Source organism: Rhodococcus sp. I2R, assembly GCF_020889545.1.
Taxonomy (GTDB): domain Bacteria; phylum Actinomycetota; class Actinomycetes; order Mycobacteriales; family Mycobacteriaceae; genus Rhodococcoides.
The window spans coordinates 158800-173143 of sequence record NZ_JAHUTG010000010.1 but is presented as its reverse complement, the minus strand read 5'-3'; the positions used below and the strand labels follow the sequence as shown (position 1 = coordinate 173143).

Annotated in this window: 15 protein-coding genes; 9 read left to right on the top strand and 6 right to left on the bottom strand. The window is 64.8% G+C overall.

Going from position 1 to position 14344, the window contains the following annotated elements; genetic code table 11:
* Nucleotides 1–2: 2 nt before the first annotated feature.
* Nucleotides 3–542, bottom strand: a complete 540-nt coding sequence (locus tag KVY23_RS12975) for an alkaline shock response membrane anchor protein AmaP (protein WP_230556744.1) — start codon at nucleotides 540–542, stop codon at nucleotides 3–5.
* Nucleotides 539–1501 (bottom strand): DUF6286 domain-containing Asp23/Gls24 family envelope stress response protein, encoded by a 963-nt coding sequence (locus KVY23_RS12970; protein WP_230556742.1) that lies wholly within the window; start codon nucleotides 1499–1501, stop codon nucleotides 539–541. Before KVY23_RS12970 ends, KVY23_RS12975 begins: the two co-directional genes overlap by 4 nt.
* Nucleotides 1502–1637: 136 nt before the next feature.
* On the opposite strand from KVY23_RS12970, the gene KVY23_RS12965 reads away from it, so the two are divergent.
* From KVY23_RS12965 to KVY23_RS12950, 4 genes are all read left to right on the top strand, one after another.
* Nucleotides 1638–2783, top strand: a complete 1146-nt coding sequence (locus KVY23_RS12965) for an NAD(P)/FAD-dependent oxidoreductase (RefSeq protein ID WP_230556740.1) — start codon at nucleotides 1638–1640, stop codon at nucleotides 2781–2783.
* Nucleotides 2784–2835: 52 nt separating this feature from the next.
* Nucleotides 2836–3996, top strand: a complete 1161-nt coding sequence (ilvA, locus tag KVY23_RS12960; protein WP_230556807.1) for a threonine ammonia-lyase — start codon at nucleotides 2836–2838, stop codon at nucleotides 3994–3996.
* A gap of 114 nt (nucleotides 3997–4110) precedes the next feature.
* Nucleotides 4111–5079 (top strand): ATP-binding cassette domain-containing protein, encoded by a 969-nt coding sequence (locus KVY23_RS12955; protein ID WP_230556738.1) that lies wholly within the window; start codon nucleotides 4111–4113, stop codon nucleotides 5077–5079.
* Entirely contained in the window at nucleotides 5076–5867 is a 792-nt protein-coding gene (locus KVY23_RS12950; protein ID WP_075839231.1) for an ABC transporter permease, read from the top strand. The genes KVY23_RS12955 and KVY23_RS12950 overlap by 4 nt, the downstream gene beginning before the upstream one ends.
* Nucleotides 5868–5929: 62 nt before the next feature.
* Here KVY23_RS12950 and greA read toward each other — a convergent pair whose 3' ends face one another.
* Both greA and KVY23_RS12940 read right to left on the bottom strand, forming a co-directional pair.
* A complete protein-coding gene (gene greA, locus KVY23_RS12945; RefSeq protein WP_075839269.1) occupies nucleotides 5930–6424 on the bottom strand; it encodes a transcription elongation factor GreA in 495 nt (164 codons plus the stop codon).
* 292 nt (nucleotides 6425–6716) lie between these two features.
* On the bottom strand, nucleotides 6717–7142 hold the full coding sequence (locus KVY23_RS12940) for a DUF4307 domain-containing protein (RefSeq protein WP_075839230.1): 426 nt from the start codon (nucleotides 7140–7142) through the stop codon (nucleotides 6717–6719).
* A 120-nt stretch (nucleotides 7143–7262) separates the two neighbouring features.
* Here KVY23_RS12940 and mca point away from each other — a divergent pair, with 120 nt between their 5' ends.
* The 3 genes from mca to KVY23_RS12925 are packed head-to-tail and all read left to right on the top strand — an operon-like array spanning nucleotide 7263 to nucleotide 10414.
* Complete coding sequence (gene mca / locus KVY23_RS12935) at nucleotides 7263–8141, top strand: mycothiol conjugate amidase Mca (RefSeq protein WP_230556730.1); 879 nt, start codon at nucleotides 7263–7265, stop codon at nucleotides 8139–8141.
* Nucleotides 8138–8377 (top strand): hypothetical protein, encoded by a 240-nt coding sequence (locus tag KVY23_RS12930; RefSeq protein ID WP_230556728.1) that lies wholly within the window; start codon nucleotides 8138–8140, stop codon nucleotides 8375–8377. Before mca ends, KVY23_RS12930 begins: the two co-directional genes overlap by 4 nt.
* Nucleotides 8378–8380: 3 nt before the next feature.
* Nucleotides 8381–10414 (top strand): thioredoxin domain-containing protein, encoded by a 2034-nt coding sequence (locus KVY23_RS12925; RefSeq protein WP_230556726.1) that lies wholly within the window; start codon nucleotides 8381–8383, stop codon nucleotides 10412–10414.
* A gap of 10 nt (nucleotides 10415–10424) precedes the next feature.
* Here KVY23_RS12925 and KVY23_RS12920 read toward each other — a convergent pair whose 3' ends face one another.
* Nucleotides 10425–11090: a hemolysin III family protein gene (locus KVY23_RS12920; RefSeq protein ID WP_230556725.1), complete on the bottom strand. Its 666-nt coding sequence runs from the start codon at nucleotides 11088–11090 to the stop codon at nucleotides 10425–10427.
* 115 nt (nucleotides 11091–11205) lie between these two features.
* Here KVY23_RS12920 and KVY23_RS12915 point away from each other — a divergent pair, with 115 nt between their 5' ends.
* A complete protein-coding gene (locus KVY23_RS12915; RefSeq protein ID WP_206509407.1) occupies nucleotides 11206–11988 on the top strand; it encodes an isoprenyl transferase in 783 nt (260 codons plus the stop codon).
* Between the two features lie 69 nt (nucleotides 11989–12057).
* Here KVY23_RS12915 and coaA read toward each other — a convergent pair whose 3' ends face one another.
* Entirely contained in the window at nucleotides 12058–12981 is a 924-nt protein-coding gene (coaA, locus tag KVY23_RS12910) for a type I pantothenate kinase (RefSeq protein ID WP_241259723.1), read from the bottom strand.
* Nucleotides 12982–13141: 160 nt separating this feature from the next.
* Between coaA and KVY23_RS12905 the strand changes: the two genes are divergently transcribed.
* The gene (locus KVY23_RS12905) at nucleotides 13142–14332 is read left to right on the top strand and encodes a DUF885 domain-containing protein (protein WP_230556716.1); all 1191 of its coding nucleotides are present in this window, start codon (nucleotides 13142–13144) and stop codon (nucleotides 14330–14332) included.
* Nucleotides 14333–14344 lie beyond the last annotated feature (12 nt).

The following is a 14344-nucleotide window of genomic DNA, read 5'->3' as shown; positions in this document are numbered from 1 at the left end:
GGTCAGACGTGCAGTTGGACCCGCAGTGCGACGGCTCGCCCCTCGACCGCGTCGGCGACGAAGGCGGCCCGAGCATGCGCGAAGTTCGTGAAGGCCTGGACGTCCAGGTGGCGGGAAGCGTGGACGGCGACGGCGAGGGTTGCGGTTCCTCGATCGTCGATGGCCCGACCGCGAGCGGAGTCGACGCCGGGGAACTGCGCGATCTCGGCGGCCACCACGCGCGCCAGCGGGTCGAGTTCGACTCGGATACCAAGCGATTCGCCATCGGCGATGACAAGGGTCCCGGTGCGCCGCGGCGACAGGTTACCGATGAGGAGCCCGATCGCGACGAGTGCGCTGACCACGACCGTGGCCGCCAGCGCTGCAGTCCACCAGGATTGCGTCGGTAGCGCGGCGAATTTCTCCCGGTCGAAGCGCGACCATGTGTCCACGGCGAACGGAACGTCGAAGTACCACAAGAGGCCGAAGGCTCCGGCTGCGAGCAGCGTAAGACCGAGGACCGTGACAAGGATGCGGTCGATCAGTGAGGTTGCGCGCTTCACGATCGAGACCATCTGACGCGGACCACTACGTCTCTGGTGTGGGCGAGTACGGCGAGGGTGGGCGCGACTGCGGTTCTCACATCCTCCGCGAGGGCTTCGTCGCCGACGTTACCGTCGACCAGCCGGCGCACGTCGATCTCGACCCTCTTGCGCGTAACGGTGGTCCGCACGGATTCGACGCCGGCGATCACTCCGGCATGATCGCTGCACACTCGCGCCACGTCCGTCGGCCGCAACCACACGATCGGGACCGAGGAGGCTGTAGCTGTCGCGCCGCTGTGAGTCTTCGTCCTCGGCTTCAGTCCGAGCACGACCAGCGCGAGCCCGGCTGCCGCCGCAGCTGCGCACGCAACGAAAAGCCACCACGACCACTGCACTTCGGCGATTCGCTCGAGCGCAGTTCCGATCCATGGCAACCCGGTGACCCCCTCGTGCACGATGAGGAATTCCCGTCCTGCCACCACTGTGAGAGCGAGCAGAGCCAGCGCGAGAACGATAGCCAGCGGAACCGCTGCCGGGCTTGCTGTCGGCGGGCGCGGCTCGACGACCGGATGGACCGCCGAATACGTGACGGCCTGTTCGGCGGTGCCTGGCTTCTCAGGGGCGCTGACGACATGCGCGATAACGACGTTGAGACGGTGTAGCGGCAGCCCGATCGTGTCGGTCAAGGCCCGCCCGACGGCGTCGTGGATCGACTCCGCGACCGCGGGGATGACACACGGCCACGCGACCGTGACGTACAGGTTGACCGAGACGGAATGGTCGCCGACCGATACATCCGCGCGCGGGAGTTCTTTCCCGGTGAGGCGCGGCAGGCCACCGACCTGGCGGATGACCCCCGGAACCGTCAGTGCAGCGGTAGTGGCCACGCGTGCAACGGCCTGTTCCTTGACGACGAGCGTTCCGCGTTCCTCGGCCGGGGGAATCGCGTCGTCCGGGAATGCGGCAGGGGCGCTCACCGGGTCCGTCGGCGAGCATCCCCGAAGGAGTGGGCTTCGCGCATCCGGTGGTCCGTGGTCATGCTGTCGATCGTAGACGCGTGAACGTGCCAGACAAGTCGACTGCAACGTGTTCTTTTCTGGTAGAGATCTTCACATGACGATCGTGATCGCGGGAGCGGGACTGGCAGGACTACGGACGGCGCAGGAGGTGCGCAAGCTCGGGTACGACGGGGAGGTGGTGCTCGTCGGCGACGAGAATCACCTCCCGTACGACAGGCCGCCACTGTCGAAGGAAGTCATCCGCGGTGAACGAGACGACACGACCTTCGAAACCGAGGACTATTTCACCGAGCACAAGATCGATCTGCGGCTCGGATCGCCTGTCGCCTCGGTCGATCCCGCTGCGCGGCGGCTGAAACTCGCCGACGGCACCGCGCTCGACTACGACCATCTCGTCGTCGCGACCGGACTGCGGCCGAGGAAGTTGGCGTCGCTACCCGATCTTGCGGGCGTGCACGTACTTCGGTCCCGCGACGACGCCGAAGCGCTGCGACGCGATGCCGCCTCTGCGTCCAAGGCGGTGGTGATCGGTGCCGGCTTCATCGGCTGCGAGCTCGCGGCCGGCTTGCGGCATCTCGGTGTCGACGTCGTCCTGGTCGAACCGCAGGCAACTCCGCTGGCGTCGGTACTCGGGCCCGAGGTGGGTGCGCTGATCGCCAGGCTGCACAGCGAGGAAGGGGTCGAGCTGCGCACCGGGGTCGGCATCGAGTCGTTGCGCGGCACGGACCGAGTCACCCACGTGGTCACCACCGATGGTGCGGAGCTCGAGGCCGATGTCGTCGTGGTCGGCGTCGGGTCGACACCTGTCACCGACTGGCTCGAGGGCTCGGGTGTCGAGCTCGGCGACGGCGTCCTGGCCGACTCCGTGGGACGCACGAGCGATGAACATATCTGGGCGGTCGGCGACGTTGCGGCGTGGAACGACGGCGCCCACAGCACCCGCGTCGAGCACTGGAGCAATGTAGCGGATCAGGTGCGGGTCATGGTTCCCGCGATGCTCGGTTCCGAGCCCGGTCCGTCACGTCCTCGGGTGCCGTACTTCTGGAGTGACCAGTATGACGTCAAGATCCAGGCGCTGGGCACGCCGTCGAGCGAAGATTGTGTCGAAATCGTCGAGGATGACGGCCGGAAGTTCCTGGCATACTACGTTCGTGACGGAATTCTTACGGCTGTCGTCGGTGGGGGCAAGGCCGGTGCGGTCATGAAGATGCGCGCCAAGATCGGTTTGCCGCGTGAATGATGCCCGCCTGAGCGCCGCGGACATCACCGATGCCGAGACGCTGCTGAGGCCCATGATGCGCCGGACCCCGGTCGTCGCCTCACGCATTCTGTCCGATCTCACCGGTCACGAGGTTCGACTCAAGTGCGAGAACCTGCAGCGCACCGGTTCGTTCAAGCCACGCGGTGCATACTTTCGGATCGCTCGACTGTCCGCAGCGGAACGTGCGGGAGGGGTGGTCGCCGCAAGTGCGGGAAATCACGCACAGGGCGTCGCCTGGGCCGCCACACAGCTGGGTATATCGGCGACGGTGTTCATGCCGACGGGTGTGTCGTTGCCGAAGTTGGTGGCCACCAAGGCCTACGGCGCGGATGTGACACTCGTCGGGACAACCGTCGACGAGGCATTGAAGAGCGCACGCGATTTCGCCGACCGCACCGGCGCCACCCTCATTCACCCGTTCGATCACATCGACATCGTCGCTGGGCAAGCAACTCTGGGCGCGGAGGTGCTCGAGCAGATGCCGGAGGTCGGCACGATCGTGGTTCCGACCGGGGGCGGAGGACTGCTCGCGGGCGTCGCCGCGGCCGCGCACCTGCGCAAGCCCGGAGTGCGGATCATCGGCGTCCAGGCCGAGGGGGCAGCCGCCTGGCCTGCCTCTCTCACCGCAGGTCACCCGATCGCCGCCGAGGCGATGTCGACGATGGCCGACGGTATCGCGGTAGGCCTTCCGGGGACCGTGCCGTTCGCGCATGTGACGGACTGGGTCGACGATGTGGTTACGGTCAGCGAGGATGCGTTGTCGCGCGCATTGCTGCTGTGCATCGAACGCGCGAAACTGATCGTCGAACCGGCCGGTGCTGCCGCCGTGGCGGCACTGATGACCCGCGACGACCTTCGACTCGAAGGCCCGGTCTGCGCAGTTCTGTCCGGCGGAAACATCGACCCGTTGCTCCTGACGCACGTCATCACCCATGGCCTCCGCGCAGCGGGCCGCTATCTGGCAGTGCGTGCGACGATTTCGGATCGACCGGGTGGTCTGCTCGACCTGCTGGGAGTGGTGAAGCAACACGGCGCCAGCGTCGTCGACGTCGTCCATTCCCGCACCGGGGGACAGTTGGGACTCGAGGAAGTCGATGTGATGTTGACCGTCGAAACCCGCGGGCCGGTGCACCGCCAGGACGTGCTCGCAGCCCTCGCTGCCAGCGGATATGTCGTCTCCATCGCGCCCTGACGCGCGCGTCGCCGTTTCGGTGCGGATGGCAGGGCAGGCGTCCGACCGGTTAATCTTCGACGGGTTTCGAGTCTGCTTCTACGCACAGCACCGAACGGAAATGGGGAGCACAGTATGGCGAACGCCATCGAAGTCGAGAATCTGGTACTCGAGTACGGCAAGAACATCGCTCTGAACGGCGTCAGTTTTCAGGTGCCGGAGGGCACGGTGCTCGGCGTACTCGGGCCCAACGGCGCAGGAAAGACTACTGCGGTGCGCATTCTCGCAACGCTGCTCAAGGCCACATCGGGGACGGCGAAGGTCCACGGCGTCGATGTGGGGGACAAGCCCAACGATGTCCGAAAGATGATCGGGCTGACCGGACAGTTCGCGGCCGTCGACGAATATCTGACGGGGTACGAGAACCTGGAGATGGTCGGCAGGCTCTTCGGCCTGAAGAAGTCCGAAGCTCGACAACGCGCCGACGAGTTGCTGGCTCGCTTCGATCTCGAATACGCGCGCGACCGGACGGCGAAGCAGTACTCGGGAGGTATGCGTCGCCGGCTCGATATCGCCGCCAGCCTCATCGGTCGACCGAAGGTCGTCTTTCTCGACGAACCCACCACCGGGCTGGATCCGCGAAGCCGAATGGGTATGTGGGACTTCATCGGCGACCTGGTGAAGGACGGAACGACCATACTTCTGACGACGCAGTACCTGGAGGAGGCCGATCGCCTGGCGGATAAGATCATCGTCCTCGACAAGGGGTCGATCATCGCCGAGGGCACGGCCGACCAGCTCAAGTCCCAGGTGGGTGGTGAGCGGGTGGAGTTCGTGCTGACGGACCCCGCAGACCATCACCGGGCGCTCGAGATCCTGACGCCCGTCGGGCTGGACGTACCCACCTACGACGCACAGACACGCCGAATCAGTATGCCCGTCGGCGGCGGTGCCGAGGACCTCACCACCGCGCTGCTCGGTTTCAAGCAGGCGAATATATCGGTTGTCGACGTCGGCCTGCGGCGACCCAATCTCGACGATGTGTTTCTCACCCTCACCGGTCATACCGCCGAGGACGACGTAGTAGCGGAGGAAGAGAAATGAGCGTTGCTCGCGATTCCCTGATCATCACCAAGCGAAACCTGATCAAGCTCAAGCGCGTTCCCGATCTGCTGTTCTTCGCCACGCTGTCGCCGATCATGTTCGTGCTGCTGTTCGCGTACGTGTTCGGTAGTGCCATCGACATTCCCGGAGTGGACTACAAGAGCTTCCTGATGGGCGGAATCTTCGTCCAGACCATGATCTTCGGGGCCACCATCACCGGGTCCTCGCTCGCCGAAGACCTGCAGAAGGGCGTGATGGATCGATTCCGATCGCTGCCGATGGCACGCTCGGCCGTCGTGATCGGTAGAACCGCAGCCGATGTCGGCAACAACATCGTCACCATCACCATCATGTCGATCACCGGACTCATCGTGGGATGGCGAATCACCTCGTCGTTCTTCGAAGCGCTCGCCGGATACGTGTTGCTGCTGCTGTTCGCGTACTCGATCTCGTGGGTCATGGCGTACATGGGATTGCTGGTTCGCTCGCCCGAGCTGTTCAACAATGCATCGTTCATCGTCATCTTCCCGCTGACGTTCATCGCCAACACGTTCGTGCCGATCGACAACTTCCCGACCGTGCTCAAGGTGATCGCCGAGTGGAATCCGATCTCCTCGACGGTGCAGGCGGTGCGTGAACTCTTCGGCAACACGAACCCGCTGGCACCGGCGCCGGATGCGTGGCCGCTGCAGAATCCCATCCTCTACACATTGATCTGGGTCGTACTGTTCCTCGTCATCTTCGTGCCGCTGTCGGTGCGCAAGTACGAGAAAACCCTCACCGCCTGAGGACGTAAGAAAAGAACCCCCGGCCGCAAGCGGCCGGGGGCTCTTTCTGCGAACACGAAAGTTTACGTGTGGTACGGCTCAGCACTGATCAGCGTGACTTTCATCGTCTTGCCGTTGGGCAGCGAGTACTCGCGGGTGTCGCCGACCTTCGCGTCGATGAGCGCGCCGCCGAGAGGCGAGCTGGGGGAGTAGACCTCGAGCTTGCCGTCACGCGCACCTTCTTCGCGAGTCGCGATGAGGAAGGTCTCGGTATCGGACTCGTCACCGTCGTAGTACACCTTCACGACGGATCCGGGCAGCGCCACACCGGACTGAGTCGGGGCTTCGCCGACCTTCGCCGAGTTGAGCAGTTCCTGAAGCTGTCGGATGCGCGCTTCCTGCTGGCCCTGCTCCTCGCGTGCAGCGTGGTAGCCGCCGTTCTCTTTCAGATCGCCCTCTTCGCGTCGCTCGTTGATTTCGGCGGCGATGACCGGGCGATTGGAAATGAGTTGGTCGAGTTCGCTCTTGAGCCTGTCGTGGGATTCCTGGGTTAGCCAGGTCACCTGGGTCTCGGTCATCTCGATCACTCCCTTGTAGTCGAAGCCGCGGTGGGCTCCCGGTCTGTTGCTGACGAACGCACGAATATGCGGGAACACCCGAACCCGGTCATATCGCGGGCCCGACTCTCGCTCACGGTCATTTCGCAAGTTCCATTTCGCTCCGGAACCTGGGATCGGCCCGCTTCCTGAGCCGCCGCAGCGAGGGTGCATTCTCGGCACCGTCAACCGTCACTCCGGCCGTCAATGCAGCAATACACGGCTCCAGTTCGGAACCGTGTACCGGCCTATCTTACCACGGGGCAGCGAGCAGTCAGCTGGCCCGTAAATATTCGGGAACGTTCGTGCTGCATCCGTAGACATCACCCACAGCGGGTGGTTGGGAGGTCCGCACGATGGACGTCACCGAGATTTCTCGGGCCGACGAGCCCGGTACGAGAAGCTCGCGTCTGCCGGTTTCCGACCCGTCACGAGAGCGGGCCCGCACGATGCACACCACGTCGCGCTCCGAATCCGGGCGCGTGACGCTGAAGGTGATGGACAATGTGCTGTCGTCGACCAGATCGAATGTCAGGGCCGTGGCCTCGACATCGGCGACCGCGAAGCGTTGATATCCGACGAATGCAATACCCAGTCCGACGACAAGCACGAGCGCCAACAGAAGCGTCTGGATGCGTCGGCTGACAGGGCGGCGCGACGCCGACGCCGGATAGCGGCCCTCGGGGAGCGTGGCAGTCATACGAACTTTCGTCGTGAGCGGAACCTTCGTGGTCTACGGCAGCCGGTGCGCGCTGTGTCGGTGCCAAGTGGAACTATAGGGGGAGGGGAAGAATCAGGCGAAGCTGAGGTGAGGAAGATCGTGAGCGGACTACGGCTCATGGCTGTGCACGCCCATCCCGACGACGAGTCGAGCAAGGGCGCTGCCACGACGGCTCGATACGCGGCCGAGGGAAACGATGTGCTCGTGGTGAGCCTCACCGGCGGTGAACGAGGAGACATCCTCAATCCGGCGATGGACATCCCGGGGGTTCACGAACGCATCCAGGAGGTGCGTCGCGAGGAGATGGCGGAGGCAGCGCGCATCCTCGGCGTCGGGCACACGTGGCTCGGCTACATGGACTCCGGTCTTCCCGAGGGCGACCCGCTGCCACCGCTACCCGAGGGCTGTTTCGCCCTCGTGCCGCTGGAGGAGTCGACCGAGTCGCTCGTGAAGGTGATCAGGGATTTCAAGCCGCATGTGATCACCACATACGACGAAAAGGGCGGTTATCCGCACCCCGATCACATCCGTTGCCACGAGGTGTCGGTTGCCGCGTTCGAGGCGGCGGGGGATCCGGAGAAGTTCCCGGACGCAGGTGAGCCGTGGACGCCGCTCAAGCTGTACTACTCGCACGGCTTCCTGCGTAAACGGATGCAGCTGTTCAACGACTGGTTCGTCGATCGGGGTGAGGAAAGTCCGTTCGTCGACTGGCTCGCGCGCTGGAGCAGCGATCGTGACGAGATCATGGAACGCATCACCACCCAGGTCACGGTCGGTGAGTACTTCGGGCAGCGCGACGATGCGTTGCGCGCGCATGCGACGCAGATCGACCCCAACGGCGCGTTCTTCGCGGTCCCGGTCGAGGTGCAGCAGAAGCTGTGGCCGACCGAGGAATACGAGCTCGCTCGCACGCGGGTGAAGACGTCGATCCCGGAGACAGATCTGTTCGCCGGCATCGAATCGGAGAAGTCCGAGTGATCGTCTCACTGTTGGCCCAAGGTGCCCCGGGCCCGGAGTTCGGGAAATCCTCTCCCATCGGTCTGGTCATCATCGTGGCGTTGCTCCTGGGCACTGCGCTGCTGATCTGGTCGATGAACAAGCAGATCAAGAGGCTGCCGGACACCTTCGAGAAGGAGGATCCGACGCCCGATCAGGAGCTCGACGAAGGTACCGACCGAGGTGCGGTTCGAAAGCCCGAGCGCGACGAGAGCTGAACGGTGACCGGTCGCAACACCCTCGGCGATTCGACGAGTCCGTATCTGCGTCAGCACGCCGATAATCCGGTGCACTGGCAGCAGTGGACGGCCGAGGCGTCGCAGTCCGCGCGCGACCGCGACGTTCCGATTCTGCTTTCCATCGGGTACTCGGCGTGCCACTGGTGCCACGTCATGGCGCATGAGTCATTCGAGGACGAGGCCACCGCGGCTGCGATGAACGCGGGGTTCGTCTGCATCAAGGTCGACCGCGAGGAGCGCCCCGACCTCGACTCGGTGTACATGAACGCCACTGTCGCAATGACGGGTCAGGGCGGTTGGCCGATGACGTGTTTCCTCACCCCGGACGGTGAACCGTTCTACTGCGGCACCTACTACCCGCCGCGTCCGCTCGGCACACTGCCGTCGTTTCCCCAGCTGCTGGACGCGATCACCGAGACGTGGACGACCCGTCGCAGCGAAGTGTTCGACGCCTCCGCCGCGATCACCACCGCCCTGCGCGAGAACTCCGGACGGCTGCCGGCATCGGAGCGTCCGATCGACGCAGACCTGCTCGACGAGGCAGTCGCGTCCGTGCTCGGTGACGAGGACCTCGAATTCGGTGGTTTCGGTGGTGCCCCGAAGTTCCCGCCGGGCGCGTTGCTGGAAGGTCTGCTTCGCCACCACGAGCGCACCGGATCATCCGAGGCGTTGTCCGCGGCGCGTCGGACCGCGGAGGCGATGGCCAGGGGCGGAATTCACGATCAGATCGGCGGCGGCTTCGCGCGGTACTCCGTCGACGCCGAATGGATCGTTCCGCACTTCGAGAAGATGCTCTACGACAATGCGCTGCTCCTGAGGTTCTACGGTCATCTCGCGCGCGTCACCGCCGACCCACTTGCCACCGACTCACTGGCGATCCGGGTCGCCGACGCCACCGCGAATTTCATGCTGCGCGAACTACGCACCGAAGCAGGCTGTTTCGCGTCCGCCCTCGACGCCGACACCGAGGGCGTCGAGGGGTCGACCTACGTGTGGACTCCGGAGCAGTTGGTCGAAGTCCTCGGGTTCGAGGACGGTGTGTGGGCCGCCGGTCTCTTCGCCGTCAGCAGTGCCGGCACGTTCGAAGGCGGGACCTCGGTGCTGCAACTGCCGGAGGACCCCGAGGACGCTGAGCGGTTCGTCCGCGTCTGCCGGAGCCTGATGGCGGCGCGTGATGGCCGCCCGCAACCCGGCCGCGACGACAAAGTGGTCACGGCCTGGAATGGGCTTGCCGTGACCGCCCTCGCCGAGACCGGCGCGGCACTGGGACGCCTCGACTGGATCGACGCTGCCGTCGAATGCGCCGAGCAGATCTTCGCCACCCACTTCGAGCACGGCCGACTGCGGCGTGCCTCCCTGGGAAGCCATGTCGGTGACGCGAAAGGAGTGCTCGAGGATTATGCATGCATGGCCGTCGCGTCGTCGACGTTGTTTCAGGTGACCGGTGAACAGGTGTGGGTCGAGCGTGCCCAGCAACTTCTCGACGCGGCGATCGAGCACTTCGCTGACCCTGCCCACCTGGGCAGTTGGTTCGATACAGCCGACGACGCCGAAGCTCTGGTCACCCGGCCACGGGACCCGTTGGACAATGCCACACCGTCGGGTGCCTCGACCATCACCGAAGCTCTGCTGACGGCAGCCACGCTCGTCCCGGCCGATGACGCCGCCCGTTACAGCGAACTGGCAGCCGCGGGGCTGGCGGACGCGGTCATCGTGCTCGAGCGCTCACCACGTTCGGGTGGACACTGGTTGACCGTCGCCGAAGCATCCGTGCGCGGCCCTCTGCAGATTGCTGTCTCGACAGCTACGTCCGGGGCGGAAAGCGCGCTCCTGACGGTTGCCCGCAGACATGCTCCCGGCGGAACCGTCGTGGTCGCGGGCGTCGTCGATTCGGCACCGCTGCTGGCGGATCGGCCCACCGTCGACGGCCGGGATACCGCGTACGTGTGCCGAGGCTTCGTCTGTGACCGGCCGGTTACTTCCGAGCTCGAACTCGTCGAGGCGCTCCAGCGCTGAAACCTGGCAGCTAGAACAGAACCATCCACACGGCAACGAGGTGGCAGACCGCCGCGAGCACGGTGGATGCGTGGAAGAACTCGTGAAAACCGAACGTCGTCGGCCAGGGGTTGGGCCACTTCGTGGCGTAGAGGATTGCGCCGATGCTGTACAGAATTCCGCCGGCGAGTAGCAGCAGGAACGGCGCGTAACCAACCTGGTCGATGAGTGTCGGCGCGACCGGGACGATGGCCCAGCCGAGGATGAGGTAGAGCGGAACACCGACCCAGCGCGGGCTCTGGGGCCACAGCATCTTCAGCGCTACGCCGCCGAGGGCGCCCGCCCACACCACGATCAGCAGTGTCCGGCCGGTGCTCTCCGGCAATCCCAGCACAGCGAACGGGGTGTAGCTGCCTGCGATGAACACGAAGATCATCGAGTGATCCGCCCGCTTCATCCACATGCGGTGGGAAGGGTTGCTCCAGTTCACGCGGTGATACGTCGCACTGACTCCGAAGACTCCACAGACGGTGATCGCGTACACGGTCGTCGCGATTCCCGCACTGACCGACACGAGAGTGAAGGCGAGGGTCACCAGAACGATCCCGGAGACGACTGCCACGCCGAAGGCGTACAGGTGAATCCAGCCGCGCATACGAGGTTTGACTGGCAGCTCGTTCAGACCGAACATCGTCATGCGGATGACCTCCTCTGCGCGCGGCGAACCTACGCCCCCGTAGGTTCGCCGCTCACTCTACCGGTGAGTAGAGCCGAAGCGGCGGCGTAAGGTTGTCCTCCGTGGTGATGTCTCGGTGAAGATTCTCCCGACCAAGGTTCGCGGCGTTCTGTACAACGTGTACGAGCGTCGTTTGCTGACGCAACTCGACGGTGTGGCGCATCCGCGTCACGTCGCTGTGATGTGCGACGGAAACCGGCGATGGGCGCGGCAGAACGGTTTCACCGACGTCGCGCACGGGCACCGAATGGGTGCGCTGAAGATCGCGGAGATGCTGAGTTGGTGTGACGCTGCGGGTATCGAAATGGCGACGATCTATCTGTTGTCGACCGAGAACCTCCAGCGCGACCCCGACGAACTGGATGCACTGCTGGAGATCATCACCGACGTGGTCGAGGAAATCTGCGGCCCCGGCCAGAACTGGGGCGTCAAGATCGTCGGAACGCTCGACCTGCTGCCGGCCGCGACTGCGCGGCGCCTGAAGGAGGCAGCCGAACTGACCTCGGGGCGCACCGGCACGCACGTCAACGTCGCCGTCGGATACGGCGGTCGGCAGGAGATCGCCGATGCCGTGCAATCGCTGGTGGGCGACAAGATCGCCGAGGGGCTCACCGGTGAGGAGTTGGTGCGATCGATCGACGTCAGCGGCATCGACGGCCACCTTTACACCTCCGGGCAGCCGGACCCCGATCTGGTGATCCGCACGTCCGGCGAACAACGGCTCTCGGGCTTCCTGCTGTGGCAGAGCGCATACTCCGAGATCTGGTTCACCGAGGCGTACTGGCCCGAGTTCCGGCGAGTCGACTTCCTCCGAGCACTCCGCGATTACGCCGCCCGGCACCGGCGGTTCGGCGCTTAGGCGCTTCGCGCATGTGCGTGGAAATACATAGCCCTCTATGTATTTCCACGCACATGTGCCGCCAGGCGCCTACAGCTTCCGTAACCGAAGTCTGTTGATGGCGTGGTCGTTGTCCTTGCGCAACACCATCGTCGCGCGCGGCCGCGTCGGGAGGATGTTGTCCACCAGATTCGGCAGGTTGATCGAGTGCCACAGATCCTCGGCAGCGATGCGGGCATGCTCGTCGGACAGATTCGCGTAATGATGAAAGTGTGCCTCGGGGTTGGCGAACGAGGTCTTCCGCAACGCCAGGAAACGCTTGACGTACCACGCCTCGATATCCTCGATCCGCGCGTCGACGTAGATCGAGAAATCGAACAGATCCGACACCATCAGTCGCGAACCGGTCTGCAACACATTGAGGCCCTCGACGATGAGGATGTCCGGCTGACGCACCATGTGGAACTGGCCCTTGACGATGTCGTACGAGACGTGCGAGTACACCGGGGCGGCCACCTCCTCCGCGCCGGACTTGACCTCGGTGACGAAGCGCAGCAGCTTGCGGCGGTCGTAGCTCTCTGGGAACCCCTTGCGGTGCAGAATCCCTCGCCGCATGAGTTCCGCCGTCGAATACAGAAACCCGTCCGTGGTGACCAGATCGACGCGCGGATGATGCTCCCAGCGGGCGAGCAGCGCCTGCAGCACGCGGGCGGTCGTGGATTTTCCGACGGCCACACTTCCGGCGACCCCGATCACGAACGGAACCTGACGATCGGGGTGCTTCTCGCCGAGGAACGTCGCAGTTGCCGCGAACAACCGCTGTCGGGCCGCGACCTGAAGGTGGATCAGACGGGCGAGCGGAAGGTAGACCTCGGCGACCTCGTCGAGATCGATCTGCTCCCCGAGTCCGCGAAGCCCGACCAGTTCCTCCTCGGTGAGAACCAGCGGCGTGGACTGCCGAAGCATGCGCCACTGCGCTCTGTCGAACTCGACATAGGGGCTGGACTCGCTCATTGACGCCACCACGCGATAGGCATGACGCGGTGGCCCAGCAGGCGTGAGCTCCGAAGGAGCGCGAGTCGCATGACTTCAGATTGTGCTCGCTGGCACCGTGACTCGCTCGGGCGGGGTCATTCCGCAGGCTCCATTCGCGCAACCATTATCGTCGGGTGTCATGAACGCCGACTCTCTCGTTGATGAATATCTCCTCCTCGGTCTGAGTTTCGACCGGCTCGAGGAAGGCTTCGTCGACGCCTATACCGGCGACCCCGAGTTGCGTTCTCGCACCGAGAACGCGCCCGCACCGGAGCCGCGTGCCCTCGCGCGCAAAGCCGCCGACCTGCGCGCGGCGATCGCCGATACCGACCTGCCGACTCAACGCGCGGAATTCATCGATGTGCACCTGCGGGCACTGGAATGCTCCGGACGCAAGTTCGCCGGCGAGGACATCGGCTTCGTCGACGAAGTATTCGCCTACTTCGATGTGCAGATCGAACCGGGCAGTCAGGACGACTATCGGGAAGCGCACCGTCGGATGGACGAGGTCCTGTCGGGGCCGGGAAACCTGGCCGAACGGCTGGCGGCGCATCGCGCAAGTGACGTGGTCCCCGCCGATCGGCTCCAGGATTGCGTCGACGCCTTTTCGAGCGCGCTGCGCGACCGAGTGCGCGCGGAGTACACGTTGCCGGAGTCCGAACAGGTGAACTACGAGGTCGTCGGCGACAAGCCGTGGTCGGGTTTCAACTACTACCTCGGCAACTACACCTCCACCGTGGCGATCAACTCCGACCTGGAGCAGCAGATGGCAAGCCTGCCGCATCTGATCGCGCACGAGGCGTACCCCGGCCACCACACCGAACACTGCAGAAAAGAGGCCGGTCTCGTCGCTGCGGGTCAGCGCGAACAAACACTGTTCCTCGTCAACACCCCGCAATGCCTGATGGCCGAGGGGCTGGCCGATCTCGCGCTGAAGTCGATCGTCGGACCCGGGTGGGGCTTGTGGGCGCAGGAGATCTACGCCGATCTGGGGTTGCGCTTCGACGGAGAGAGGGCGGAACGGCTCTCGGAGGCCTCGGGTCAGCTTCTGGGCGTGCGTCAGGACGCAGCGCTGCTGCTGCACGATCAGCACCGCAGTCACGACGATGTGGCCGCATACCTCGAGAGGTGGGCGCTGGCCTCGCCGAAGCGGGCCCGTCAGAGCTTGAAGTTCCTCTCCTCCCCGCTGTGGCGGGCGTACATCAGCACTTACGTCGAGGGCTACAAGCTTCTCGGCGGCTGGCTGGACCAGGGCGTGACGGTGGCCGATCGGTCCGCTCTCTTCGGCAGGCTGCTCGACGAACCCCTCATTCCGAGCGCGCTTAGGTGACGGACGAGCGCG

What these genes read in the sequence shown, in the direction of transcription:
- KVY23_RS12950 (WP_075839231.1), top strand. Translation starts at nt 5,076, where the DNA reads ATGAGCGTTGCTCGCGATTCCCTGATCATCACCAAGCGAAACCTGATC.
- greA (WP_075839269.1), bottom strand. Translation starts at nt 6,424, where the DNA reads ATGACCGAGACCCAGGTGACCTGGCTAACCCAGGAATCCCACGACAGG.
- KVY23_RS12905 (WP_230556716.1), top strand. Translation starts at nt 13,142, where the DNA reads ATGAACGCCGACTCTCTCGTTGATGAATATCTCCTCCTCGGTCTGAGT.
- coaA (WP_241259723.1), bottom strand. Translation starts at nt 12,981, where the DNA reads ATGAGCGAGTCCAGCCCCTATGTCGAGTTCGACAGAGCGCAGTGGCGC.
- KVY23_RS12965 (WP_230556740.1), top strand. Translation starts at nt 1,638, where the DNA reads ATGACGATCGTGATCGCGGGAGCGGGACTGGCAGGACTACGGACGGCG.
- KVY23_RS12940 (WP_075839230.1), bottom strand. Translation starts at nt 7,142, where the DNA reads ATGACTGCCACGCTCCCCGAGGGCCGCTATCCGGCGTCGGCGTCGCGC.
- KVY23_RS12920 (WP_230556725.1), bottom strand. Translation starts at nt 11,090, where the DNA reads ATGACGATGTTCGGTCTGAACGAGCTGCCAGTCAAACCTCGTATGCGC.
- ilvA (WP_230556807.1), top strand. Translation starts at nt 2,836, where the DNA reads ATGATGCGCCGGACCCCGGTCGTCGCCTCACGCATTCTGTCCGATCTC.
- KVY23_RS12955 (WP_230556738.1), top strand. Translation starts at nt 4,111, where the DNA reads ATGGCGAACGCCATCGAAGTCGAGAATCTGGTACTCGAGTACGGCAAG.